Below are 24,278 nucleotides of genomic sequence, written 5' to 3'. Positions count from 1 at the left end.
TCCATTAGCGTGATAACCATATATAATAACGGCACACTTAATTGGGTGATACTTAGTCGAGTAATAACTGGGCGGCAGGCGAGCCTATCATGACTTCGCTGATTATCGAATATTTCCATAGGTTAAAAAATTATGTTATCAAAGATTGTAGGCAGTGTGGTTGGCACCAAAAATGACCGTGAACTTAAGCGCATGCGCAAAGTGGTCGCCAAAATCAATGCGCAAGAGGCCAGCGTGCAGGCTTTATCTGACGAGCAGTTGAAAGAAAAGACCGAATCGTTCAAAGCGCGTTTTCAAAACGGTGAAAGCCTCGACTCATTACTGCCTGAAGCCTTTGCTGTTTGCCGCGAAGCCTCATTGCGCGTTACTGGCATGCGTCACTATGATGTGCAGCTGATCGGTGGTATCACCTTGCACGAAGGCAAAATCGCTGAGATGAAAACTGGTGAGGGTAAAACCCTAATGGCAACGCTTGCCATCTATCTCAATGCCGTAAGCGGCAAAGGGGTACACGTGGTCACCGTCAACGACTACTTGGCGGCGCGTGATGCTGAGCTGAACCGTCCATTGTTTGACTTTTTGGGATTGACCGTTGGGGTCATTTACTCGCAGCAGCCGCCGCAAGATAAAGTCAACGCCTATCAAGCCGACATCACGTATGGTACCAACAATGAATACGGCTTCGACTATTTGCGCGACAACATGGTATTTAGCTTAAAAGAGAAAAAACAGCGCCCACTTAACTTTTGTATCATCGATGAAATTGACTCCATTTTGATTGATGAAGCACGTACGCCACTGATCATCTCAGGTCAAGCCGAAGACTCATCACGCATGTATGCGCTGATCAACACCATCATTCCGCGCCTGATTCGCTCAAAAGATGAAGAAGCCAATAAGAACAATGAAGATGAAGATTTTTGGATTGATGAAAAAAATCGTCAAATCGAAATCAGCGAAAAAGGCTACGAGAAAATCGAAGGCTTTTTAACAGAAGTTGGCGAGCTTGGTGAGCAAGAAAGTTTATACAGCCCAAGTCGCCTGCCCCTACTGGCGCACGTGCAAGCTGCCATTCGTGCCCATCATATTTTTGTTAAAAACGTCCACTACATCGTCAATGACGGCGAAGTGATCATCGTTGATGAAAACACAGGTCGTACCATGCCTGGTCGCCGCTGGTCAGAAGGCTTGCATCAAGCCGTCGAAGCCAAAGAAAGCGTCGATATTCAAGCCGAAAACCAAACCCTAGCGACGACCACGTTCCAGAATTTCTTCCGTCTATATGACAAACTGTCTGGCATGACCGGTACGGCGGATACCGAAGCGGCAGAATTCAAATCAACTTATGATTTGGACGTTATCGTTATTCCAACGCACAAACCTATCGCCCGTATCGACATGGACGATCAGATTTTCTTGACCAAGCTGGGCAAGTACAAAGGTATCATACGCGAGATCAAAGAGATTCAAGCGAAGGGTGCGCCCGTATTGGTGGGTACTGCGACCATTGAAGCGTCAGAAGAGTTGTCGTATTTGCTTGATCAAGAAGGCATCAAGCACAATGTCCTAAACGCCAAGCAGCATGAGCGTGAAGCCGACATTATCGCGCAGGCAGGTAGCCCAAAAGCGGTCACCATCGCCACCAACATGGCGGGCCGTGGTACGGATATCATCTTGGGTGGTAACTGGCAATCGTTTATTGAAGATCCTGAGTCGGTCAGTCCTGATGAAATGCAGCGCCTAAAAATCAACTGGCAAGCCAAACACGATCAAGTGGTGGCAGCAGGCGGTTTACACATTATCGGTTCTGAGCGTCATGAATCACGCCGTATTGATAACCAGCTGCGTGGCCGTGCTGGTCGTCAAGGTGACCCCGGTATGTCACGCTTTTTCTTATCGCTTGAAGATGACCTGATGCGTATTTTTGCAGGTGATCGCGTTGTTAACATGATGCGAGCGATGGGTCTAAAAGAAGATGAAGCGATTGAGCACAAAATGGTCTCACGCTCTATCGAAAACGCACAAGGTAAAGTCGAAAGCCGCGATTTTGATGCGCGTAAAAACCTACTCAAATATGATGACGTGGCTAATGAACAGCGTAAAGTCATCTATGGGCAGCGTGACGACCTATTGGCAGAAATGGATTTGCTTGAAGCCATTGAGACCATGAATCATGAAGTCTATAACGCCATGATCAGCCAGTTTATTCCACCAGGTTCGGTTGATGACCAATGGGATATTGATAGTTTAGAGGATGAGCTTGAGGATGAGTTCAAGCTATATATGCCGATCAATGATTGGCTGGATGCTGACAATCGCCTTGATGAAGAAGGGCTACGCGCCAAAATTATCGATACTGCATTGTCGCATTATCACAGCCGCCGCGAGCAAATGGGGCCTGACAATGCCGCCCAGCTTGAGCGTCACTTTATGCTCCAGAGCCTAGATAAGCATTGGAAAGAGCACTTGACCCAAATGGACCAACTGCGTAAAGGCATTCACTTACGCGGCTACGCACAAAAGAATCCTGAGCAAGAGTATAAGCGCGAATCGTTTGAGCTATTCCAGATGATGCTGGGTGCGATTAAATCTGAAACGGTCCAAGATTTGTCTCGTGTCCATATCCCAACCAAAGAAGAGCTTGAGGCACTAGAAGCGCAGCAGCGTACAGACGCGGCCCATATGCAGATGCAGTTTGAGCACGATGATGTCGACAGTCTAACGGGTGAGACGCATTCTGAGAACACTCAAAATCAGCCCGCACGTGCCAATGGACAAATGCAGGTGAACGTTGCCGCTGGTGTGGCCGCAGGTACAGCAGCGGGGGCGGGCGCTAATGAGCCAAATCCATATGCTGGTATGAATATCAGCCGTAATGCGCCATGCCCTTGTGGCTCTGGACTCAAGTACAAGCAATGCCATGGCAAAATCTAATTAAAACAGATTTTGTTTGAAGGAGCACCAAAATACCCATAGCGAGCAGTCGTTATGGGTATTTTTATGAGTATTGACCGATATATCGGGTCACTCATATCTTTTGTTTACAAATTCAGCATAGGCGTGACTGTACGGACACGTTATAGTATTTAGCATCACAAATGAGGAGATTGTCATGAATTTAGGGCATTTGCGTCACTCTGTCTTGATCACTGGTTTATTAGCAAGTGTCATCGGTATGAGTGCCTGCCAAGAACAGCCAGAACCAGAAGCCAGCTTGGGTGAGGACATCGCGGCTGAGCAATCTATGTCAGCTGAGCCTGCCGAGCCCAATGATACGGCGTTGGCCACTGAAAGTAATGACATTGAGATGGTTGCAGATGACACTGCAGCCACGGTAGATGGCGGCGTCACACAGCTGACGTATCTGTGCTCGCCTGAGCTAAAAATCGACGCGACTTATAAAGACGATGCGCGAGAAGTGGTCTTAGATACCGATCAAGGGACACTTACGCTGATGCAGACCAATGACGGCAGTAATCCTGAAGTCTTTGAAGCACAAACAGCGATGGATGGCGGCGAAGGCTTTACGCAGTGGCGTGTGGCGCATGAAGCGCGCGAAACGGGCGTGATGCGGACAGCTGGGACTGACACAAATGACGTGACGACCTATGAGTGTAATAAAGCAGAGTAGTGGTTGAATAATTGCTCAACCCTATTGGTCATCACTCAGGCACAAAAAAAGCAACGATCACGTTGCTTTTTTTGTGCCCGATTCATTCAATCATGTGTTTAATCAGTCGTTGTTGATATCGGGGCCGTTGGTATGGTCTAAAAAACCCTCTTCTTGCACATCAAGCTCTTCATGTTGTAGTTCGACTTGGATGCTGTCAGTGTGTGTATGCGTGGTTTTGCTGACCGATACTTCCTGCACGGCATAAGTGTCTTTGGTGATGTTTGCCACTTGGCGCGATAAAACAATCTCTAACGGCGCATCACCAATATCGACTTTTTTACCATTGATGGTGACCACAGCTTTGCTATCTAGTGATGGAGACACATGACGCACGATGTCCTTGTCGTCATAGCTGCCTGAAAGCAGTTCTTGACTGTCTGTGTCATTGTATTCAGTCTGAATGGTAATGTACTCCTCCACCAACTCAATCGGTACCGTAATGCTCTTGGTACGCGTGTGCTTGGTGACCGTGACTTTGCCAACATCTAGGCGCTCTTTATTGACAACGGGACGCTCCTCTAACAGCTCCAAACTGCCGATAAAGCCTTCTTTGACATTATGATGATCAAGCGCTGTATTGAGGTGGCTGTCATTGTCCATCTCTGGTGAGGGCAGTTGGTTCTCACCGCTATGATCAGTGATTTTTGCTGTACCAGTATGGTTCAGCTGCTGGTCATGAGGCTGGTGGTTCAGATCGTTGTTGTCGATGCTCATTATTGTATTCCTTATTATCAAAACATTGAGATGGCGTTAAAAAGAGGGGCTTTACGTGATGGTTATCACTATAGATGGCTATATTAATCACAAATAGTCTAACCATAAAGAGTCTAACCGCAAAAAAGGCCAGAGACGCGCTCTGACCTTTTTGGTTTTATTGAACCTGCTGGCTGCTTGATATGGTGCAACCAAAATTGGGTCGCAAATTACATACCACGAGCACGGCGTACATCTTCAGCTGTCACATCATCACGATCAACGATGTTACCTTCGCGGTCTACCACATTACCATCACGGTCAACGTCTAGTTCTTCACGCTGAATGGTTTCTACCAATGTTTCGGTGTGATGTTCAGTGGTTTTGCCGACGCTTACTTCTTCAGCAACATAAGTTTCTTTATTGACGCGGGCACGATCTGCCTCTAGCTCAACTTCGATGGTCTGGTTGCCGCTATCTAAGTCTAAGTTATCACCAATGCGGCGGTCTGTTGGACGGTCTACGTTGGTACGCTCAATATGTGCATGCTCTTCTTCAAGCTCTACTTCTACGTTGCGCTCCTCGGTCACGACATGTTTGCCAACTTTGACCAAACCTGCAACGATGCGATCTTTATTAACAGTTAAACGTTCTTCTAGTAGCTCAAGCGTGTTTGGTGCATCATAGGCTGTTTCATGATTGGCAATTTCCATACGCTCTTCTTCTGGCACGCTATCAGCAACAAAAGCTTGACGGTCTTTTTCGTTTTGCTCTTTATAGCTGTACTGATAGTCATGGTCGTATACTTCCATGGCTTCAACTTGTGATTCGGTCAAGCTGTCAAAGAAAACGTCATCGCCAACGATACGGGCAAGACCTGCTGGTACTAATACTTCTTTTGAGCTGAACCAACCGCCTGCGTCGACGATCAGATAACGGATACGGCCAGTAGTATCTTCTACCAATGCGCCTTCGATCTTACCAATTTTGTCTTCGTTAGCACCGTAAGCTGTTTTGCCTGTTGGGTCATAATAGTCGTCACCGATAAGGTCACGGTGAGTGGCTTGGATGTCTTGTAAACGGATTAGTTGACTCATTATTATAATTCCTTTAATTAATTGTTTTTGGATAATCGTCCGGTGAGTATTTACGTTTTCAATCTTTGTGACTTTTTTCTTAGCAACCCAGTCGATGATCATTTGCACTAAAACAAACAAAAAGCGTTCTATAGGCTGTTGATCAATCTATTGGGTTAGTATCTCATGAACTGGTTACTACTTTATCACTCACTTTTAAGTTTCAATACACGAACAAAGTAGCAAAATGTGCATCGGAAGTAATGGAGTGTAATAGGCTGTAAACCTGTTCACAAGGCACAGGTGTGATGTAACCTGACATTACAACAAAATTATTTTTGAGCTAAAAGTACAGAAAAAACAATCCTTTAAGCGGTTCATACGAACATAAAAAAACCGCAGTATCGATGGATACTGCGGTCTATATGAAAGGGGTTAAAATCAAACAATCAACGCATGCTCATTAACAACCTATGTTGTTATGATGGTGTGGCACTAGGGTAATTCGATAGCCACTGCAACTGCTTCGCCGCCGCCAATACACAAGGTAGCCACGCCTTTTTTGCCGCCAGTACGCTGTAGGGAGTTGATAAGCGTCACTAAAATGCGTGCGCCTGAACAGCCCACAGGATGACCAAGGGCACAAGCGCCGCCTTCGATATTGACTTTTTCATGATCGATATTGAGTGTGTCCATAGTGACCATGGTCACCATAGCAAAGGCTTCATTGATTTCCCATAGGTCAACGTCTTCGACAGACCAGTTAGCATTTGCCAGCACTTTTTCAACTGCACCGATTGGCGCAATGGTAAATTCGCTTGGATGGCGTGAGTTTGAGGCCGTGGCGACAATACGAGCTTGATAGTCGAGCCCTTCTGACTCCGCTTGTGAAGCTTTCATCAATACGACCGCAGCACCGCCATCTGAGATGGAGCTGGCATTGGCAGCGGTAATGGTGCCATCTTTGGCAAAGGCAGGGCGCAGCGTTGGAATGCGTTCAGCATTGGCCAAACTGGGCTCTTCATCGGTGGAGACCGTTTTTTCACCTTTACGCGTCTCAAATGTGACGGGCTCAATTTCATGCTCGAAGTGACCGTCATTGATGGCCGTCAAGGCGCGATCGAGCGAGGTAATGGCAAACGCATCCATTTGTTCACGGGTATAGCCACGCTCATCGGCAAGCTCTTGCGCGAACTGCCCCATCAGTTTGCCTGTTTCAGCATCCTCAAGGCCGTCTAAAAACATGTGATCTTTGACCGATTTGTGCCCCATACGATAGCCTGCACGAGCGCCAGGCATGATATAAGGTGCATTGGTCATTGACTCCATACCGCCTGCAACAGCCACATCAAAGCTGCCTGCTTTGATGCCATCATGTGCTTGCATAACGGCTTTAAGCCCTGATCCGCATAGCTTGTTGATGGTGACCGCACCTGTGGCATCAGGCAGACCTGCTTTGCGCATGGCTTGACGCGCAGGGCCTTGTCCCAAACCTGCGGTAAGAATGCAGCCCATGATGACTTCATCAACCTGATCGGCACTGATGCCAGCGCGCGCGACGGCGGCTTTGATAGCCGTGGCACCAAGGTCGGTAGCACTGACGTCTTTTAACGCGCCTTGAAAGCTGCCCATTGGCGTGCGAGCGCCATTGACAATCACAATTGCATCATTTGACATTATTATCTTCCTTGTCTGTGTATTGTTATAAAAATCTGGCCATAAATCATGGCCAGTTAATCTCATATTACACTAGATTGCGGTGATAATTGTTCAAAGAGTGCGACTTGCTGGTCGATTTTTAATGAACAAATGCCAATTATTATGCTAGCTCATCCAAACGAATGCGTACTACGCTATCGGTGATGGTATCTAGCTTTTCAATCTCAGCAATGGCCAGATTCATCTGACTCTCAACCACAGGCAGGGTTAAGATAATGACAGGTACTTGACCGACTTTGTGCGCAGGCTTTTGCAAAATAGCATCGATATTGATGCCTGCCTCACTCAAGATACGGGTGATATCGGCCAAGACGCCTGGGTTGTCATGGGCGTGAACGCGCAAGTAGTAGCCCGTGACCATTTGTTCAGCACGTAATATGGGCGTGTCTGAGAGCTGTTCTGGGATAAAGGCCAAGTGCGGCACGTGATGCCCATGGTTGCTTGGATCGTCGTTATTGAGCACGCGTACCAAATCCATCACATCAGCCATTACTGCAGAAGCGGTTGCACCTGCGCCTGCGCCGTCACCATAATAGAGTGTTTGCCCGAGTGGGTGGGCGTTGACCAATACGGCGTTTTTGACGCCATTGACGTTAGCCAATAAGGCATCTTGCGGAATCAAGGTGGGGTGCACGCGCAGCTCAATGCCAGCAGTATCTTGGTTGTCTGTATCATCATCTGCATGACGACGTACGGCAAAGCCTACATGTTTGATGCGGTAGCCCAACTCTTCAGCGTAGTTGACGTCTTGCAAGGTGATGCCTGTGATGCCTTCGCAGTATACTTTGTCAAACTGTAGCGGTACACCAAATGCGATAGAGGCCAATAACGCCAATTTGTGCGCCGCATCGATCCCTTCAACGTCAAAAGTTGGGTCTGCTTCAGCGTAACCTAGCGCTTGCGCTTCTGCCAACACATCGGCAAACGGACGACCCTTATCACGCATTTCGGTCATGATAAAGTTGCCTGTACCATTGATGATACCCGCCAACCATTCGACTTTGTTGGCGGCTAAGGCTTCACGCATGACTTTGATAATGGGGATACCGCCTGCGACCGCTGCCTCATAAGCGACATGGACATTATTGGCTTCTGCCAATTCAAAAATTTCGTTACCATGTTCAGCAAGTAGTGCTTTGTTGGCAGTGACCACATGCTTGCCGTGCTTAATGGCTTGCATAATCACGTCTTTGGCAAGGGTGGTACCACCAATCACTTCAATCACGATATCGACATTGTCACTGGCTGCAATCGCCATTAAGTCACTGTTTTGGGTAATGGTCGTATCAATATCATCACGCTGACGGCGGGTGCCTACTTCGGTAATAATAATGTCGCGGCCGCTACGGCGTTTGAGCTCGTCTAAGTTGTCATTGAGTAGGTTAACCACGCCAGTGCCGACGGTACCTAAGCCAAGTATCGCTAATTTGATGGATTTGCTCACAGTATCCTCAAGAGGTTGTATTGGTGAATGAAAAGTTGGTGGATAAAAAATTACGGAGTAAAACGGGTGTGTCGCGGTTTATCGTATCATAACGTTACCCATTTGCGGCAATCACAATAGGCTAATTTGCAATCGCGGCTTGTGCCAATTCTGCCGCTGGCAAGTAGCCACCGATTTGCTGGCCTGTGGTGGTATAGATTGCTGGTGTACCGCGAACGCCCAGCTGTTTACCCAGCGCCATTTGCTCGGCTACAGGGTTGCTGCAGTTTGGTGCGAGCACTTCAGCGCCCATTTTAGCTTGATCCATCGCCGCTTTGCGGTCTTCACTACACCAGATGGCATTCATTTTAGGTACGGTTTGTTCGCTACGTGGCCATGCCAAATAGCGCACTTCGATACCGCGTGCATTGATGTCTGCCATTTCTGAATGCAGCTTACGGCAATAGCCACAATCAGCATCGGTAAAGGCATAAACCATCGACTTGGTTTCGCCTTTAGCAGGATAAATAATCATGTCTTTTTTATCGACAGTCTCTAGTGCCGCCTGTGCGCCAGTTGCCATCAGCTTGGCACTGATATCAACAGGTTCACCGGCCCCAATAGAGATGATTTGCCCTTGAATCACATGCTTGCCTGAGGCATCGGTGAAAAATCCGGGCATATTGTCACCGGTTACCCAATAAATACCTGGCATATCAGTGGGTACGGCTGACGTGATGGCCCCGTCAATCCCTGAAGCGGATAGGTTGGCCTGCAATGCTTGCACGACTTCAGGGTCACTATCTGCTGATTGGTCAGGGCTGTGCTGAACCTGTTTACTACTCATACTTTCTGCGCTGGCCACTGTGTCAGCAGCATTGTTAGAGCAGCCAGCGAGGATTGTCATGAGCGCAGCGGCTGATAACGCTTTATACAGGCGTTTAGTGGTAGCCATATTTTGGGCTTGAGAGGAGAAAGTCATATGCATTTCCTATAGGCAGACATGCCTAATTTACAAATGGTGATAAAGGGTGATAAACATAAATATACTGGCGGCTACCATTGATGGCACGGTTATATACTGATGACTATTGTTATAAAGAGAGTGTGTAAGTCACTCTATATTAACATGATTTTTTCGTAAATTAGCCAATAGGCTTACAAGACAGTAGTCTGCTTACACTGATATTGCAAAAAGCAGACCAGTACTTCTGCCATCATATAAGATACATTTGTACTATGTCATATATCGTCTGGTATGGGTAGTCTAGGAGAGTAAACCATATTAATACCAGCCAAGAGGCGCTCATTATCTTAGCTGATCAATGAGTGATAAAGGATTGGTTTTGTTTAATAAAATTATTTTTAGGAGTACTCATGGCAGGCGCCAGTTTATTAACTTTACTTGATGATATCAGCGTGATATTAGATGACGTCTCTGTGATGACCAAGGTGGCAGCAAAGAAAACTGCTGGCGTGTTGGGTGATGACTTAGCGCTTAACGCCGAGCAGGTTACCGGTGTGCGAGCAGAACGCGAGTTGCCAGTGGTTTGGGCGGTGGCAAAAGGCTCGTTTGTTAATAAGCTCATTTTAGTCCCAGCGGCGCTGCTCATCAGCACCATTTATCCGCCTTTGGTAACGTTTTTGTTGATGTGTGGTGGTCTGTTTTTGTCATATGAAGGAGCCGAGAAAATCATTCACAAGTTTTGGCCGCATATTTTGCCCCATGACGAAGATCAAAAAGCGCGGCGTGAAGCCAATGCTGATGATAACGTAGACATGGTGGCTTTTGAAAAACAAAAAATCAAAGGCGCGATACGGACTGATTTTATCCTATCAGCTGAGATCATTGTGATCGCTTTGGGTGCAGCAGCAGGCGCAACTTTGCTTGAGAAAAGCTTGGTACTGTCCATTCTTGCCATCGGTATCACCGTAGGCGTGTATGGATTGGTCGCAGGTATTGTCAAAATTGATGATGTAGGCCTGCACTTGACGAAAAAAGAGAGTGCAACTCAGCAAAAAATTGGCGCGTTTCTTTTGGCTGCTGCGCCTAAACTGATGAAATTTTTGTCGATTGCAGGGACGTTGGCAATGTTTTTAGTCGGTGGTGGTATCTTGGTACACGGCATTGACTTTTTGCATCATGGGGTCGAAGACTTAGCCCATTTGACAGGGATATTTGCAAGTGTGACTACGATGCTGTTAAACGCTATCGTTGGTCTGGTGGTCGGTGCCGTTGTGGTCGCGGTTGTGACCATTATTGGTAAGATGCGTGGCAAAGACAGCACTGCACACTGATCATGAGTCGTGTTCTTTATCAGTTCGCGGCTGTTGATCGATAAGTATCAAGTATAAAAAAGCCCCAACGTTATTAAACGCTGGGGCTTTTTAACTTTGAGAGCTTTTGTTAGGCCGCTGCCGCGATAAATGGTTTATCGCAGCCAGCCGAACAAGAGGTTATTCTTGTTCAGAGTCTTCTTTGTCACCCTCGTTTTCTATCTTTTCAGCTTGTGTGGGCTTTTTATGCTCCACTTTTGGCTTACGACTACGCGCCTTGGGTACTTTTGGTGTGGTTAGATTAAACATGCCTGTCTGCGGCAATAACTGCTCAGCGACATTTTCAATCATGTTTTTATAGCTGGCAATCGTTGTCTTTGATTTGCCTGCTTGCGCGTCGTCTTTGAGCTCGGCATCAGCAGCCAATGCTTGATCGGCCTCTAGCAAGTGCTCACTCTCATGGCTCACGGCCTCAGCCTGAGTCTGCCCCGTTAAGGCCGTCGCTGTCACATCATCCGCTTCAATGGGTATACTGCTGGTAACCTCATCTGAGCTGCTGACTGGTTCAGCATCATCGCCTGACGCGCTGGCAGCAACAAGGTGCTCAGGATGCTGACCACGTGGGTCATTGCTGGCACGTTTGCTGACAGGACGCGGCTCAGCAGTCGTTTTGCCTGCAGTAATTGCAAACTGGCTGACCGCCTGTGTCATCGCATCAAAGCGAGTCACATACTCGTCGCTTAGCGTGGCATAACCATAGTTGCTAAAGTCAAAATCGCGGTTGGCATCGCTATTATCATCAACTTGCACTTGCGTCTGATGAGCAGCCAGCGCATTGATAAAGCTACGAATGATGCCGTCATTGGCCAACTTATGTTGCGCCTCTGGCAACATAGCCTGAATGAACGTACCTACCGAGCCTTGAATCGGTGCTTGGCTGGTTGCAGCTTGTTGATTTGCAGCAGTATCTGACTGCTGCTTACGAACGATACGGGGATCGTTGCTCGCTTGGCCAAATTTTTGCGCGGTGACATAACGTGTGGCAAACAAGGCTTCAGCAGTCAGTTCAAGTGGTGTGGTGCTGGTCACCTCAGGCTGTTGCTGTTGACGACTGTCCTGCGCTTTGGGCGTCGGTGTTTGCTGCGTTTTTGCGTCGGTGTTGACCTTATCAGCAGTAGGTTTGGCTTCGGCAGTATTGCTTTGCGCCGTCTTGTCTGCTTTGGCAGGTGCTTGTGCCTCAGCAGTTTCTACAGGTTTAGACTCAGTATCAGCAGTAGTGGTTTTTTCCACTGCTGCGACTGGCTGTTCTACCGCTTGGTCATCAGTAGTCGGCGTAGGCGCTGAGGGTTTTGTATTGCCTTTGGTAGGAGCTTTATCGGCTTTATTACTGTCCTCATTGCTAATAGGTGCATTATCGTTTGCCTGACCACCTGATGCTGATTCTGCTGGGCTTTGAGTTGACTTGGGCTCAGCAGCAGGTTGCTCTGTCGTTTTGGGTGCTGCGCCTTGCTCTTTACTGTCATCCAGCGAGAGATGCACCACTTCTTTGGCTTTTAAGCGGGTGGGCGCTTCGCTGACTTGCAACATGACCTCATTGGGATCTTGGTTGCGACGCTTGTTGCTGCTTTTGTGTTGCGCAGATGAGTCGGTATTTGACGGCTTATCTTGACCCGCTGCTAGGGTTTCACCGCGTTCAAGTTTACCGCGTGAGCTGCGCTGACTGTGCGGCTTGCGCTTAGAGCGAGGCTGATCTTTGGCATGGTCGTCTTTTTGGTTACCCTTATTACGCTCATTATTGCCGCGATCATTACTGCTACGTTCTTTAGATGGCTGATCACGATCATTGTTACGCTTATTTTCAGTGTCGCGCTTGTCAGCACTATCGGTTTGACTGTCATCTGAGCGGCGATTGTTATCGTTGGTCTCATCACGCGGCTCACGTCTTTGGCGCGACTTTGATGATCTTGATTTGCGCGGTTTACGCTTTCTGCGCTCATCGTTTTTATTGTCTTTGTCATCACTGCTGGCTGCTGGCTCTGCCGCTGACTGATTGTCCTTTTGACGCTCAGCAGGAGCGCTTTGGGTCTGGCTTAAAGCGTTGCCATCTACTTGACCAAAAGCCCCTAGGCTTTGTGCGCCTGTATTGACCAAGGTTTCTATGGCTTCAGCGGCATCATGGCTGCTGACGCTGGTCTCAGTTTGTGCTTGCGGTGCTTGGGCAAACAAGTTAGATAGCCAAGCGACGGCTTGCGGCTGCGGTTTTGCTGGGGTTTCATTGGCTTTGACAGCGGCGACAGGCGCAGCAGCAGACGGACTTGGTGCACGGGTTTGGCTGGTCTCATTTTGACCTTTGTGACGCGCTGCTGCATCGGTATGGTTTTTAGTATTGGTTTGGGCAGGGTGGTTACGCTGTGCGCTATTATGCTGCTGGCCGTTACGCGGTTGACGTTTTGGCTGCTGTTCTGGGCGCTCTTTTTCTGCGGTTTGCCAATCGACATCGTACCCAAGATCGCTGTGCTCTTGTTGCTGGGTATCGGTGATGCGTTCATAGCTTGATGGCGCAAAGCCGTCACGGTTAAAGTGTAGTTTAAAGTTTGGCGACTCTAAGTGAGCGTGCGGTAAAATCGTGATACGCGTGCCACTGTCTTGCTCAAGATATACTAAGCTGTCGCGCTTTTCGTTTAGCAAAAAGGCGGCGATATCCGTTGGGACTTCTGCTTGTACTTCACCTTGACGTTCTTTAAGCGCAATTTGCTCAATCTGGCGCATGATAGATAGGGACAATGAGCGCAGGTCACGAATCATACCGTTGCCATGACAACGCGGGCAGATATAGCCTGTTGACTCTTCAAGTGATGGGCGCAAACGCTGGCGGCTCATTTCCATCAGACCAAATTTTGAAATTTCGCCAAACTGAACACGGGCGCGGTCATATTTGGTGGCATCAACCAGACGCTTTTCAACTTCCTTTTGGTGCTTGTTGTCGTTCATATCGATAAAGTCGATGACAATCAAGCCGCCCATATCACGCAAGCGCAATTGACGGGCGATCTCGTCAGCGGCTTCTAAGTTGGTATGATAGGCGGTCTCAGCCACATCCGAGCCTTTGGTCGATTTGGCGGAGTTGATGTCAATGGAAACCAAGGCTTCGGTCTGATCGATGACGATAGAGCCGCCAGAGGGCAGGCGTACTTCGCGCTGATACGCGGTTTCGATCTGTTTTTCGATGCTAAAGCGTGCAAACATCGGCTCGTAGTCAGTATATTTGCGCAGTTTGTCCGCTTGCTTTGGCATTACAGCATCGATAAAGCCTGCCGCTTCCACATAAGCGTTTTCGTTATCGATCCAGATTTCGCTGATATCATCACGCAGATAGTCACGTACGGCGCGCGTCACCACGCCAGCTTCTTGGTGTACAAGGCGCGGCGAGGGATACTTTTGGTTTTGTTCTTGAATGGCTTGCCAGATGTTGAGCAGATGGTTTAGATCGTGCTGTAAGTCTTCTTGGGTTTTGCCAATACCTGCGGTGCGAATGATGACGCTCATGCCTTTTGGCAAGTCAAGGTTACTCAGCATGCGCTTCATGTCTTCGCGCAATTTGCCTGAGATTTGACGAGAGATACCACCGCCGCGTGGGTTGTTTGGCATCAATACCAAATAACGTCCCGCCAATGACACATAAGTCGATAAGGCTGCGCCCTTATTGCCGCGCTCTTCTTTTTCGACTTGAACGATCAGCTCATCGCCTTCTTTGATGAGTTTTTTGATGTTTTCATCGCGAGGATTGCCTTTCAAATATTCAGCAGAAATTTCACGAATGGGCAAAAAACCCTGACGCTGTGAGCCATATTCGACAAACACGGCTTCAAGTGACGGCTCAACACGGGTCACATGACCTTTATAGATGTTGGATTTTTTTTGTTCTCGGGTACGATTTTCTAAGTCAAAATCATACAAGTGATTGCCTTTACAAAGGGCGACACGAATTTCTTCGTTTTGTGTGGCGTTGATCAAAATGCGTTTCATATTCATATCCTATGAGGCGCACGATCAAGATAAGACGATAGGGCAACTACAGTGGCACGTGACGGCTGTCAAATCCGCGAGAAAAGAGACAATGACTAAAAAGGATAAGTGAATCCGCTACTATTGCGCGCCATGGACAACGAGGTCGTTGCAATCGATGGCGGTGTGTCTAAAGGGCTTAATCGTACCTATTGTTTAAAAAACCAGTCGTCACATCACAGGGTGTAAGGCTGTCATCATGGGCATGTTGGTCTTGTTACAATGTCATCATCAGCGATGGATAACGAGTTATCACTGAGCTTGTCTGTGGATGCCACGCATGGCGGCTTACAGTCGTTATTTAGGCTTACTATCTATACATTTTGTAAGCGTATCAAGCAGTTGTCTCTTTAGATGGTGCAAATGGGTGGATCACATATAAAATCTTTTTATAATGGCTCTTATCTACTTCTAGCTTTGGTCAGGGTGCCGCTGCGCTGTTATCTAGCGGGGCGTACTTGGCAAACAGAAAAAATAAGCCACCAACTGATGGGTGCGGTCTTATTTATCTAACTCTCATCATCTGTTTGTCCGCCAATATTCAGGCAACTGTCAATGGCTAACCATAAGCTATAATCACTTGCTCAGCTGCACTTGCCTGAATATCAATCAATCAAATCGTGGTCGGGCGCGTGGTGAGTAAATGGTGTCTTGTTATCGCATCATCCGCAACGCGAATCATGACGATGGTGTCTGGCACGGTGACCAGTTATCGGGTGTTGTGCTGTATATCATCAGTCACAATACCCAAAAATTCAGATGAGTCGCGCAATGGTTGCATAACCTAGACGTTATTACAGCCGTAGCCAAAGCGTAAAATGTTCATACGCGACCTATAGCAACAATGATTATTACGACAGGCGATGCTTAATTGGCACTCAACATGCTAAACTATAGCAAATCTTTATGTAAATACCTAACTAAAAATGACAAACGCCCCTGACCACGCTCCGATCTTTAACAGTAAAACCCGTCCACAAAGCGCCGATGATGAGATCAGCAACTTCGATAAGGTCAACTACCTTGAAGTCACGCGTCATCAGCATGATCAGCGTTTGGATAACTTTTTGCTCAACCGCTTAAAAGGGTTGCCAAAATCACACATTTACAAGATGATTCGTGCTGATGAAGTACGCGTCAACAATAAGCGTTGCAAGCCGCACGATAGACTACAGCGTGAAGATGTGGTGCGTATTGCCCCTGTACAGCTTGCCACTCGTGACAAGCCCATCATCAGCAATGAATTTGCCAAAAGCTTGCTGGCGCGTGTGGTTTATGAAGATGAAGGATTGCTGGTACTCAACAAGCCTTCAGGCATCGCGGTACACGGTGGTAGCGGTCTTGATTTTGGTGTTATCGAAGCCATGCGTGAAGTCACGGGTAAAAAATATCTGGAGCTGATTCACCGCATCGACAAAGACACCTCAGGTCTGCTGATGATTTCTAAAAAGCGCTCGACGCTGAAAGTCTTGCAGCAGCATTTGGTGGATAAAACCATTCAAAAGCATTACCTTTGCTTGGCAAAAGGCCAGCCTGTACTCAATGAGCAGCGTGTTGATGCGCCTTTGCTGCGCTATACGCTGGCCAGTGGTGAACGCCGCGTCAAAGTTGATACCAAAGATGCGCAGGCCAAAGAGAGCCAAACGGATTTTATCATTCATGGCCGCTTTACAATGGCAAGTCAGCCCGTCAGTTTGATAGAAGCCAAGCCGCTGACTGGTCGTACCCATCAGATCCGTGTGCATTTGGCCCATATTGGTCACGCCATTTTGGGCGATGATAAATATAATGTGCATGACAAATCAGGCGCACATCGTTTGTGCTTGCACGCATGGCGTTTGGATATTCCAGGCTATAAGACCATCACTGCGCCATTGCCAGAAGACATGGCCGATCTGTTGCCCGAAACGGTCACACTGCCAGCGGTATAAGTCTTAGCCGTCACCACACACTGCTATCTAAAGTTCTTCATCGTGGCCTATTACGCTACGATGGGTCGCTGTTTATTCGCCTATCGCCGAGGTTGTTTATGAGCCCATCCACCACCAGTCAAGCTGTATCAGCACATCAGGACACGCCGCATGATTTAACTCAAAAAAAGCTGGTCATCTTTGACTGGGATGGCACATTGATGGATTCTATCGGTTTGATCGTTGAGTCAATGCATGTGGCGGGTCGCGCACATGGCTTTGAGACCACGGACGCCGCGGTGCAAGGCATCATTGGCTTGAGTCTCATGCATGGCATCGATATTTTGTATCCAGACGCCAGCGATGCACAAAAACAAGCCATTAACGACAGTTACGCTGCCTACTATATTCCAAACAGCGCCCGCACGCCGTTTTTTGCAGGTATCGAAGACATGCTAACCAGCTTGCATCAGCAGGGTAAAGTATTAGCAGTCGCAACAGGCAAAAAGCGCCGCGGCCTTGATCGCGTGTTAGATGCCTCAAGCAGTCATGATTATTTTGCCATCACCCGCTGCGCTGATGAGTCAGGATCCAAGCCTGATCCGCAAATGCTCACAGACATTTTAGAGCATACTGGTATGTCGATCGCTGACGCAGTATTCATTGGTGATAGCATTTATGACATTCAAATGGCCACCCAGCTAGGGATGACCAGCATTGCGGTCAACTATGGTACTGAGGCCAGTGAGGTGCTGGCAGATGAGCAGCCCACTTATCAGGTCAATACGCCGCAAGCGCTAGTCGCCTTGTTGACAGCACCTATTCATGCAGACAGCTTGTAGCTGCTGGCAATCGTCCCAAAACCAACGTCATAACAACAAAAAAGCGGCCACCATTTAAAATAAAATGGTGGCCGCTTTTTTGTGTGATTTATTCGCCGTCTGTATCTTTAGAGGTATCGGTCTGCATAGCGTCTATAGTATCTGCCTGTTCATCATTTTCTGGTTGTTGATCTGTCGGCGTGCCAGCCTTCTTGCCATATTCGTACCAATCACCCATCACACCAGCCAGTTCATCAATACCTTCTTTTTTTAGTGCCGAGAACAGCTGAATACTGCAAGACAGTCCCAGTTTTTTGAGTTGCTTACGGGTATTGAGTAGGGCATTTTTGGCCGCGCCATATTTGAGCTTATCGGCTTTGGTCAGCAAGATATGTACAGGCAATTCGCCGTCTTGAGCCCAGTGTAGCATTTGCTCATCAAAAAACTTGAGTGGATGGCGAATGTCAGTCAGTAGTACCAATCCTGCAAGACTTGAGCGTGATACCAAATATTCTTCCAGCTCCACCTGCCATTCTTTTTTCATCTCAAGGGGAACCGCTGCATAGCCATAACCGGGCAAATCCACCAAACGCGTGTCCGCATCGCCAATGCTAAAAAAGTTAATCATTTGCGTGCGCCCAGGGGTTTTTGATGAGCGTGCCAGCTGGCGCTGATTGGTTAACGCATTGATGGCAGAGGATTTGCCCGCGTTTGAGCGCCCAGCAAAGGCGACCTCTAAACCCTCGTCAGCAGGGCACAAACGAAACGTGGGTGCTGACATCATAAATTCAGTCTGCTGTATGCGCTGACGGGCTTTGGTATTAAACGCTGCGCGATCGACAGCGCTATCTGTATACGGGGTACTCATAAATGACTCATTAACATTTAAAAAATTAAAAATAACGCGAGGGCTATAGGTCTGTCAGTAGTCGCTATACTACCGATCATCTTGCTCAGAGAATAAAAAGGATAGCATAACACTAAAGTGTGGGTGTGCTTAGTGAAAAGTGTGGTCAATACCAGATGTGTTACGCATAGGCAACTGAACTTATTTACCGACAAGTGACATTTTTTGTTACAATACAAAATATCAGAATAGGCTGTGGTCAGTGTCCATTGTTCTTGGTGCAGTCTGTCCGCTCAAGGAGATGCCACATGCGCGCTCGAACCCCATTTTTTATCACACTCTGTCATACCTTATGTCGCAGCGCCGTTGCCATCACGGTTGTTACTGCTGCGCTCAGTAGTGCAAATGCTGCTGACATTCCTGCCATCTATGATAACTCATGTGCCGCCTGCCATGATAGCGGTGCGCTTGGCGCGCCCAAAAAAGGGGATAGTGCCAAATGGCAGCAGCTCAAAGAGCAAAAAGGCATACCTGCTCTGGTACATGCGGTGAAAGGAGGCATGATCCAAATGCCTGCAGGCGGGCTATGCGCGAGCTGTGAAGATGACGACTACCGCAAGCTGATTGACTACATGAGTCAATAATATCGTCTACGTTGCTGTTTTTTATGACACGCCCTAGTCAGGAGCGGCAACATAACCGTACCAAACTATAATGAGCGGCCATCCATCACCACATGCTTTTGACGGTAGATATCCCGTAACACGTGACCTGCAATAGAAAAATACGCAGATGCCGCGATTAAGTAGGCAAATGCCATAAAGTCTTGCTATAATAATCGCAAATAAACCCTGATGTTAGTAAGTACTTTCAGGCGGATTGTGATAAAGCGCTTAGATGGTATCTGTAGCCTTGTTTGACGCTCAGTTGAGCACTGCTATTTGTGTCGCCTTTTGGCCTTACAATCAATCTTAATAATGCTTACACCGAGTTAGTAGGATCTATATCCATGAAAAAGTTAATCGCTGCCGCCAGCTTATGTGTTGCAAGTTTCAGCGTACAAGCTGCTATCACTGTTCCTGAATATGACGCTAATGCAGGTAAACAAATTGCCGAAACAGTATGTGCCGCCTGTCATGGTGTTGACGGCGTGAGCATCGTTCCGGCCCAGCCTAATTTGGGTGGTCAAAACGTCAAGTACCTTTACAAACAGTTGGTTAACTTCAAATCGGGCTACCGCAAAAACGGTATCATGCAATCGCAAGTTGCCAATTTATCACAGCAAGATTTGGCCAATGTCGCTGGCTACTATGCCAGTCAAGCACCTTGGAGCGTGGGCTACGGTAACCCTGCGACTACCCAAGAAGCCAGCAAAATTTTCTTAGGTGGTGACAAAACACGTGGCGTTATCGGCTGTGCAGGCTGTCATGGTCCCGATGCTGCTGGTAATACCTTTGCTGCTTTCCCGCGTTTGGGTGGTCAGCATGCTCAGTACATTGCGACCCAGCTTAAACTGTTCCGCGCTGCTGGTCGTGACGATGACATCGATAGCGATGATCAAAAACGTGTCAACGATGCGGCAAAAGAAGGCGAAAAAGGCATGATGCAGACGGTTGCCTCAAGATTGTCTGATCGCGATATCCGCATCCTATCAGAATATGTGAGCGCTGTTCACTAATACGATGATGTCTTGGTAGGGCGGTACTTGCGTGGTTCATGCAGTACTGCCCTTGTTCACATTGTATGATGATTAAACCCCGATTTCGGGGTTTTTTTATAGCTTGTTGACCCTCATAATAAAAGTTTACTTACTCTGTCTTTTATACCTATGACTTTAGCTTGTTTGGATTGAAATTATGATGATCCGCTATGCCTCTTATTTTATGGCCGCATTGTTGCCATTGCTGCTTTTTCGCTGGTTTGCGCCTGTCTCTGTCGGTGAGATTGACTTTTGGCTCTTGTGGCTGGTTGCCATGGTATTGGTATCGTTGCCTGTGGTTTATGCTGAGATTGCCTTGGCTTATCGCAGTACAGAAGCACCGTTGGCAGGTATGCAAAAACTGACTCGCGAAGCCGATGCCAGTCCAGTATGGCGCAGCTTTGGTTGGCTTGCTGCCATCGTCGCGATCATCATTGCAGCCCTTGTCATTTCAGGAGCGGGTGCTGGTATATTGTCTGCGCTCACTGAGCTGGGCAGTGCACCCAGTATCCCAAGCTTTGCGATAGCGGCAGGCTTGATGGTGATTGCGGTATTATTGAGTTTGCTTGGGGTGGCGCCATTACCTATTGGTTTGGGGCTGATGGTCATTGGTCTACTGCTTGGTGTGACAAGCGGCCTACCACAGACTCAGTTTGCTATGACGGATGTCAGCTTAAGCGAGTGGGCGCGTGCAGTGGCGTTGGCACTGGTCAGTGTGGGCGCAGGGACGGGGTTATACTGGTTTGGACAGCATGCCAGTCGTAAGCAATCAGCAGTCGCGACAACAGCACAAGCTGCACCAGAGAAAAGCTACCGTGCGACCACATCGGTATTGCCAATTTGGCTATTACAGTTGGGTGTGGGCGTGGTGGCTTTGTTTACCAGTGGCCTAAGCATGACACCAATCGCGCAGCTGCTATATTGGGCAGGTGTGTTGTTTGTCGCCAGTTATTTGTTACACTACGCCGCGCAGCAAATTGCGCATCGTTTCGGTGTGGTGGTGAGTTTGATCTTGACGCTGGTGCTTGGCTTGATATTGGTAGCCGCCGTACCAACTGGCTGGCTGGCTGGACTGCTGGTAATTTTAAGCAGCATTGCAGTATTGGCATTGTCGTTATTTGCAGGTTGGCAGATGAAGATCAGCCATTTGCGCAAGTCACTCAACTTTAGCAACGAAGCCTTTTATAATCTATGGCGTATTGCGATTCGCTTGGTGGTGCCACTTGCCCTCATGTTGGCATTGATCGGTTGGGTGCTACAGTGGCTGAGCTGATGGTGGTTTATTTGGCTTATGCTGAGACAGCGGCGCAGCAACACTATTTGGTGCAGTCTGTACCGACTGGTACCACGCTTTATGCAGCGCTTGAACACGCAGGATGGTTGACGCGGTTTCCAGAGTTGCAAGCGTGGTGTGATGAAGTGTCGGGACTGAACGCACCAACGGCCAAACGCTGGCATGTGGGTATCTATGCACAAAAGCAGCCGCTGGATTATGTGCTGCAGCCGCGTGATCGCATTGAGGTGTATCGCAGTCTGAGCGCTGATCCGATGTCCCAGCGCAAAAACAAGACGCGCGCACGGCGCATCTTAAAAAGTCGCTAAAGAGTTACGAGGCAGGCAGCGTCTCAATACCATCAATACGCGTCACAATGCCGTTATCATTAAAATAGATCACCAAGTGCTGGCTGGCATTTTGAATGTCCGCTTTGCCTTGGCGCTGGCCTTCAGTACCAGCTTGATAGTCATAGATGTAGTCCCAGCGATTGGGTGCTAGGGTGTCTTTGATGGCGGGGCTGCCCAAGAGGTACAACACTTGGTTTTGGTTCATACCCACTTGCAATTTCTGTGCTTGAGTCTGGGTGATCGGCGTCCCTTGAGGTAGGTCAATTTTGTAGACGTTAAACAATGAACAGCCTGACATGGCAACACAAGTACCAAGAACAGTGGTGAGCATAAGGTGACGTAACGTACGGGCGGTAGGATAAAAGGATAACGGCTTTATCATGATAAAATGACTCATAAAAAATGGGTGGGGTGCGGCGACAGGCCATAGATGCTTGTCTGACCGACAATCACCGATAAATGATACGTTATTTACCAGTCATTGCCTACCATTTACGACATTTTTACCAAACGATAGCGGATATGGGTTATGATTTATGATGTAAATTCATAGACTTGCAATCAAATAATTGGCGTAAGTGATCGTTTTGACGTGGCGTCACAGATAAAAATATTGCAGCTATGAGATCAAAAAATCATTTATAGCTTATGCGTATTCGCCCCAATTTATATAATTTATTTGCTAAGACTTTTATAGTCAGAAGGGATATTATGGCTTTTACCAATCAAGATCTACGTAAAGCGGGTCTTAAAGTGACCTTACCGCGCATCAAAATCTTAGAGCTGCTTGAGCAGGCAGAACATCATCATATGAGTGCTGAAGAGGTTTATAAAGCATTGATTGAGCAAGGTGAAGATGTGGGTTTGGCAACGGTCTATCGTGTGCTGACCCAGTTTGAGCAAGCGGGTATCGTTGAGCGCCACAACTTTGAAAACAACCTATCGGTTTTTGAAATCAGCCAAGATGAACATCATGATCATCTCGTCTGTGACGTGTGCGGCAAGATTATCGAGTTTCATAACGAAGTCATCGAAGAAGAGCAGCTAAAAGTAGCAGAGAAGTACAATTTCAAGCTATCAGGTCACTCATTGGTACTATATGGTATCTGCAGCAACAAAGAGTGTAGAGACAGCGTCAAATAATTGGCCTCTTGCTCAATTAGACTGACCCATTAAAAAGCGCGAGTTGTTTACACTCGCGCTTTTTTTTGTGAATGACTTAACGATCAATCATCCATCGTCAGTCAATATCTAGTGACAGACTGTCTGCGCCTTCATCCAAATTGATGTCATTATGCTTGCTGCTCAGCTTGATTTTGAGGCGTAAATCGTTTGGCGAGTCGGCATGGGCAATGGCATCTTTGTAGGTTATTTCCCCATTTTCGTGCAACTCAAACAATGCCTGATCAAAGGTTTGCATACCGCTGTCACGCGAGCGGGTCATCACATCTTTGATCTCGTGTACTTCACCTTTACGGATATAATCGCTGATCAGTTGCGAGTTAAGCAAAATTTCAATGGCGGCGCGGCGGCTTTTGCCATCGGGTGTGGGAATGAGCTGCTGCGCGATCACGCCTTGTAGGTTGAGGGATAAGTCCATAAACAACTGGCTGTGCCGGTCGGATTCAAAAAAGTGAATGATACGATCGAGCGCTTGGTTGGCATTGTTGGCGTGTAAGGTGGCAAACACCAAGTGACCTGTTTCGGCATATTGAATGGCGTAACTCATGACCTCACGGTTACGAATCTCACCGATTAAGATAACGTCAGGGGCTTGGCGTAGGGTGTTTTTAAGGCCTGCCTCAAAAGAGAGGGTATCAATACCGACCTCGCGCTGGGTGATGATACAGCCGCGATGCTTGTGAACAAACTCGATTGGATCTTCAATGGTAATGATATGACCGTGTGAGTTTATATTACGGTGACCAATCATCGCTGCAAGGGTGGTTGATTTACCCGTACCTGTTGCGCCCACCAACAAGATAATACCGCGCTTTTTCATCGACAGCTCTTTGAGTACAGATGGCAGGCGCAGTTCTTCGACAGTAGGAATTTTGTTTTCGATTTTCCGCAAAATCATTCCTGCCATATCACGCTGCATAAAGGCACTGACCCGAAAACGGGCTTGTTGGGCATTGTCGGAGATGGCGAATTGACACTCGTTGGTGGTGTCAAACTCTTCTTGCTGTGCTTTACTCATGATGCTTTTGACCAGTAGCATGCTTTGGTCAGCGGTCAGTGGGGTTTTGCCTACAGGTAATATCTGTCCATTAACTTTCATAGATGGAGCGACATCAGCGGTAATGAACAAGTCAGAACCATTTTTCTTAATCATCAATTGCAGCAGTTTATCAAATTCCATAATGTATCCAATGTCTATCCAATCTTCAGTAAAGTCTGTCTCTAATACTGGCAGAACGACTACCAAATATGGTTTTTAAATATAGCAGGG

At 47.6% G+C, this 24,278-nt stretch carries 19 protein-coding genes; 10 read left to right on the top strand and 9 right to left on the bottom strand.

Annotation, left to right across the window (positions count from 1 at the left end):
* Positions 1-132 precede the first annotated feature (132 nt).
* Entirely contained in the window at positions 133-2,934 is a 2,802-nt protein-coding gene (gene secA, locus ACFI32_RS00980) for a preprotein translocase subunit SecA (protein WP_462624620.1), read from the top strand.
* Positions 2,935-3,112: 178 nt separating this feature from the next.
* Entirely contained in the window at positions 3,113-3,631 is a 519-nt protein-coding gene (locus tag ACFI32_RS00975; protein ID WP_462624619.1) for a hypothetical protein, read from the top strand.
* Between the two features lie 102 nt (positions 3,632-3,733).
* Here ACFI32_RS00975 and ACFI32_RS00970 read toward each other — a convergent pair whose 3' ends face one another.
* The 5 genes from ACFI32_RS00970 to ACFI32_RS00950 form a co-directional block, all read right to left on the bottom strand.
* Positions 3,734-4,387 (bottom strand): YsnF/AvaK domain-containing protein, encoded by a 654-nt coding sequence (locus ACFI32_RS00970; RefSeq protein ID WP_462624618.1) that lies wholly within the window; start codon positions 4,385-4,387, stop codon positions 3,734-3,736.
* Between the two features lie 209 nt (positions 4,388-4,596).
* Positions 4,597-5,463, bottom strand: coding sequence for a DUF2382 domain-containing protein (locus ACFI32_RS00965; RefSeq protein ID WP_462624617.1), 867 nt, complete (start codon positions 5,461-5,463; stop codon positions 4,597-4,599).
* Between the two features lie 474 nt (positions 5,464-5,937).
* A complete protein-coding gene (locus ACFI32_RS00960) occupies positions 5,938-7,119 on the bottom strand; it encodes a thiolase family protein (protein ID WP_462624616.1) in 1,182 nt (393 codons plus the stop codon).
* A 142-nt stretch (positions 7,120-7,261) separates the two neighbouring features.
* Positions 7,262-8,605 carry a homoserine dehydrogenase gene (locus tag ACFI32_RS00955; protein WP_462624615.1) on the bottom strand — a complete coding sequence of 448 codons (1,344 nt, stop codon included), beginning with the start codon at positions 8,603-8,605 and terminating at the stop codon, positions 7,262-7,264.
* 121 nt (positions 8,606-8,726) lie between these two features.
* Complete coding sequence (locus ACFI32_RS00950; protein ID WP_462624614.1) at positions 8,727-9,566, bottom strand: DsbC family protein; 840 nt, start codon at positions 9,564-9,566, stop codon at positions 8,727-8,729.
* A gap of 395 nt (positions 9,567-9,961) precedes the next feature.
* Here ACFI32_RS00950 and ACFI32_RS00945 point away from each other — a divergent pair, with 395 nt between their 5' ends.
* The gene (locus tag ACFI32_RS00945) at positions 9,962-10,882 is read left to right on the top strand and encodes a DUF808 domain-containing protein (protein ID WP_462624613.1); all 921 of its coding nucleotides are present in this window, start codon (positions 9,962-9,964) and stop codon (positions 10,880-10,882) included.
* A 159-nt stretch (positions 10,883-11,041) separates the two neighbouring features.
* Here the strand turns inward: ACFI32_RS00945 and ACFI32_RS00940 are convergent, their stop codons facing one another.
* Complete coding sequence (locus ACFI32_RS00940) at positions 11,042-14,887, bottom strand: Rne/Rng family ribonuclease (protein ID WP_462624612.1); 3,846 nt, start codon at positions 14,885-14,887, stop codon at positions 11,042-11,044.
* A 965-nt stretch (positions 14,888-15,852) separates the two neighbouring features.
* On the opposite strand from ACFI32_RS00940, the gene ACFI32_RS00935 reads away from it, so the two are divergent.
* Entirely contained in the window at positions 15,853-16,857 is a 1,005-nt protein-coding gene (locus ACFI32_RS00935) for an RluA family pseudouridine synthase (protein ID WP_462624611.1), read from the top strand.
* A 98-nt stretch (positions 16,858-16,955) separates the two neighbouring features.
* Positions 16,956-17,678 (top strand): HAD-IA family hydrolase, encoded by a 723-nt coding sequence (locus ACFI32_RS00930; RefSeq protein WP_462624610.1) that lies wholly within the window; start codon positions 16,956-16,958, stop codon positions 17,676-17,678.
* An 88-nt stretch (positions 17,679-17,766) separates the two neighbouring features.
* Here ACFI32_RS00930 and yihA read toward each other — a convergent pair whose 3' ends face one another.
* A complete protein-coding gene (gene yihA / locus ACFI32_RS00925) occupies positions 17,767-18,525 on the bottom strand; it encodes a ribosome biogenesis GTP-binding protein YihA/YsxC (protein ID WP_462624609.1) in 759 nt (252 codons plus the stop codon).
* 287 nt (positions 18,526-18,812) lie between these two features.
* On the opposite strand from yihA, the gene ACFI32_RS00920 reads away from it, so the two are divergent.
* The 4 genes from ACFI32_RS00920 (at position 18,813) to ACFI32_RS00905 (ending at position 21,805) form a co-directional block, all read left to right on the top strand.
* The gene (locus tag ACFI32_RS00920; protein ID WP_462624608.1) at positions 18,813-19,148 is read left to right on the top strand and encodes a c-type cytochrome; all 336 of its coding nucleotides are present in this window, start codon (positions 18,813-18,815) and stop codon (positions 19,146-19,148) included.
* 365 nt (positions 19,149-19,513) lie between these two features.
* Complete coding sequence (locus ACFI32_RS00915; protein WP_462624607.1) at positions 19,514-20,182, top strand: c-type cytochrome; 669 nt, start codon at positions 19,514-19,516, stop codon at positions 20,180-20,182.
* A 178-nt stretch (positions 20,183-20,360) separates the two neighbouring features.
* Positions 20,361-21,476, top strand: coding sequence for a hypothetical protein (locus tag ACFI32_RS00910; protein ID WP_462624606.1), 1,116 nt, complete (start codon positions 20,361-20,363; stop codon positions 21,474-21,476).
* The gene (locus tag ACFI32_RS00905) at positions 21,464-21,805 is read left to right on the top strand and encodes an RnfH family protein (RefSeq protein WP_462624605.1); all 342 of its coding nucleotides are present in this window, start codon (positions 21,464-21,466) and stop codon (positions 21,803-21,805) included. The genes ACFI32_RS00910 and ACFI32_RS00905 overlap by 13 nt, the downstream gene beginning before the upstream one ends.
* Before the next feature lie 4 nt (positions 21,806-21,809).
* Here ACFI32_RS00905 and ACFI32_RS00900 read toward each other — a convergent pair whose 3' ends face one another.
* Positions 21,810-22,223 carry an outer membrane protein assembly factor BamE gene (locus ACFI32_RS00900; RefSeq protein ID WP_462624604.1) on the bottom strand — a complete coding sequence of 138 codons (414 nt, stop codon included), beginning with the start codon at positions 22,221-22,223 and terminating at the stop codon, positions 21,810-21,812.
* 314 nt (positions 22,224-22,537) lie between these two features.
* Here ACFI32_RS00900 and fur point away from each other — a divergent pair, with 314 nt between their 5' ends.
* Positions 22,538-22,969, top strand: coding sequence for a ferric iron uptake transcriptional regulator (gene fur, locus ACFI32_RS00895; protein ID WP_462624603.1), 432 nt, complete (start codon positions 22,538-22,540; stop codon positions 22,967-22,969).
* A gap of 97 nt (positions 22,970-23,066) precedes the next feature.
* Here fur and ACFI32_RS00890 read toward each other — a convergent pair whose 3' ends face one another.
* The gene (locus tag ACFI32_RS00890) at positions 23,067-24,188 is read right to left on the bottom strand and encodes a PilT/PilU family type 4a pilus ATPase (protein ID WP_462624602.1); all 1,122 of its coding nucleotides are present in this window, start codon (positions 24,186-24,188) and stop codon (positions 23,067-23,069) included.
* Between the last annotated feature and the right edge of the window lie 90 nt (positions 24,189-24,278).

The organism is Psychrobacter sp. PSi21 (genome assembly GCF_054960615.1).
This window is presented reverse-complemented; position numbering and strand designations above follow the sequence as displayed.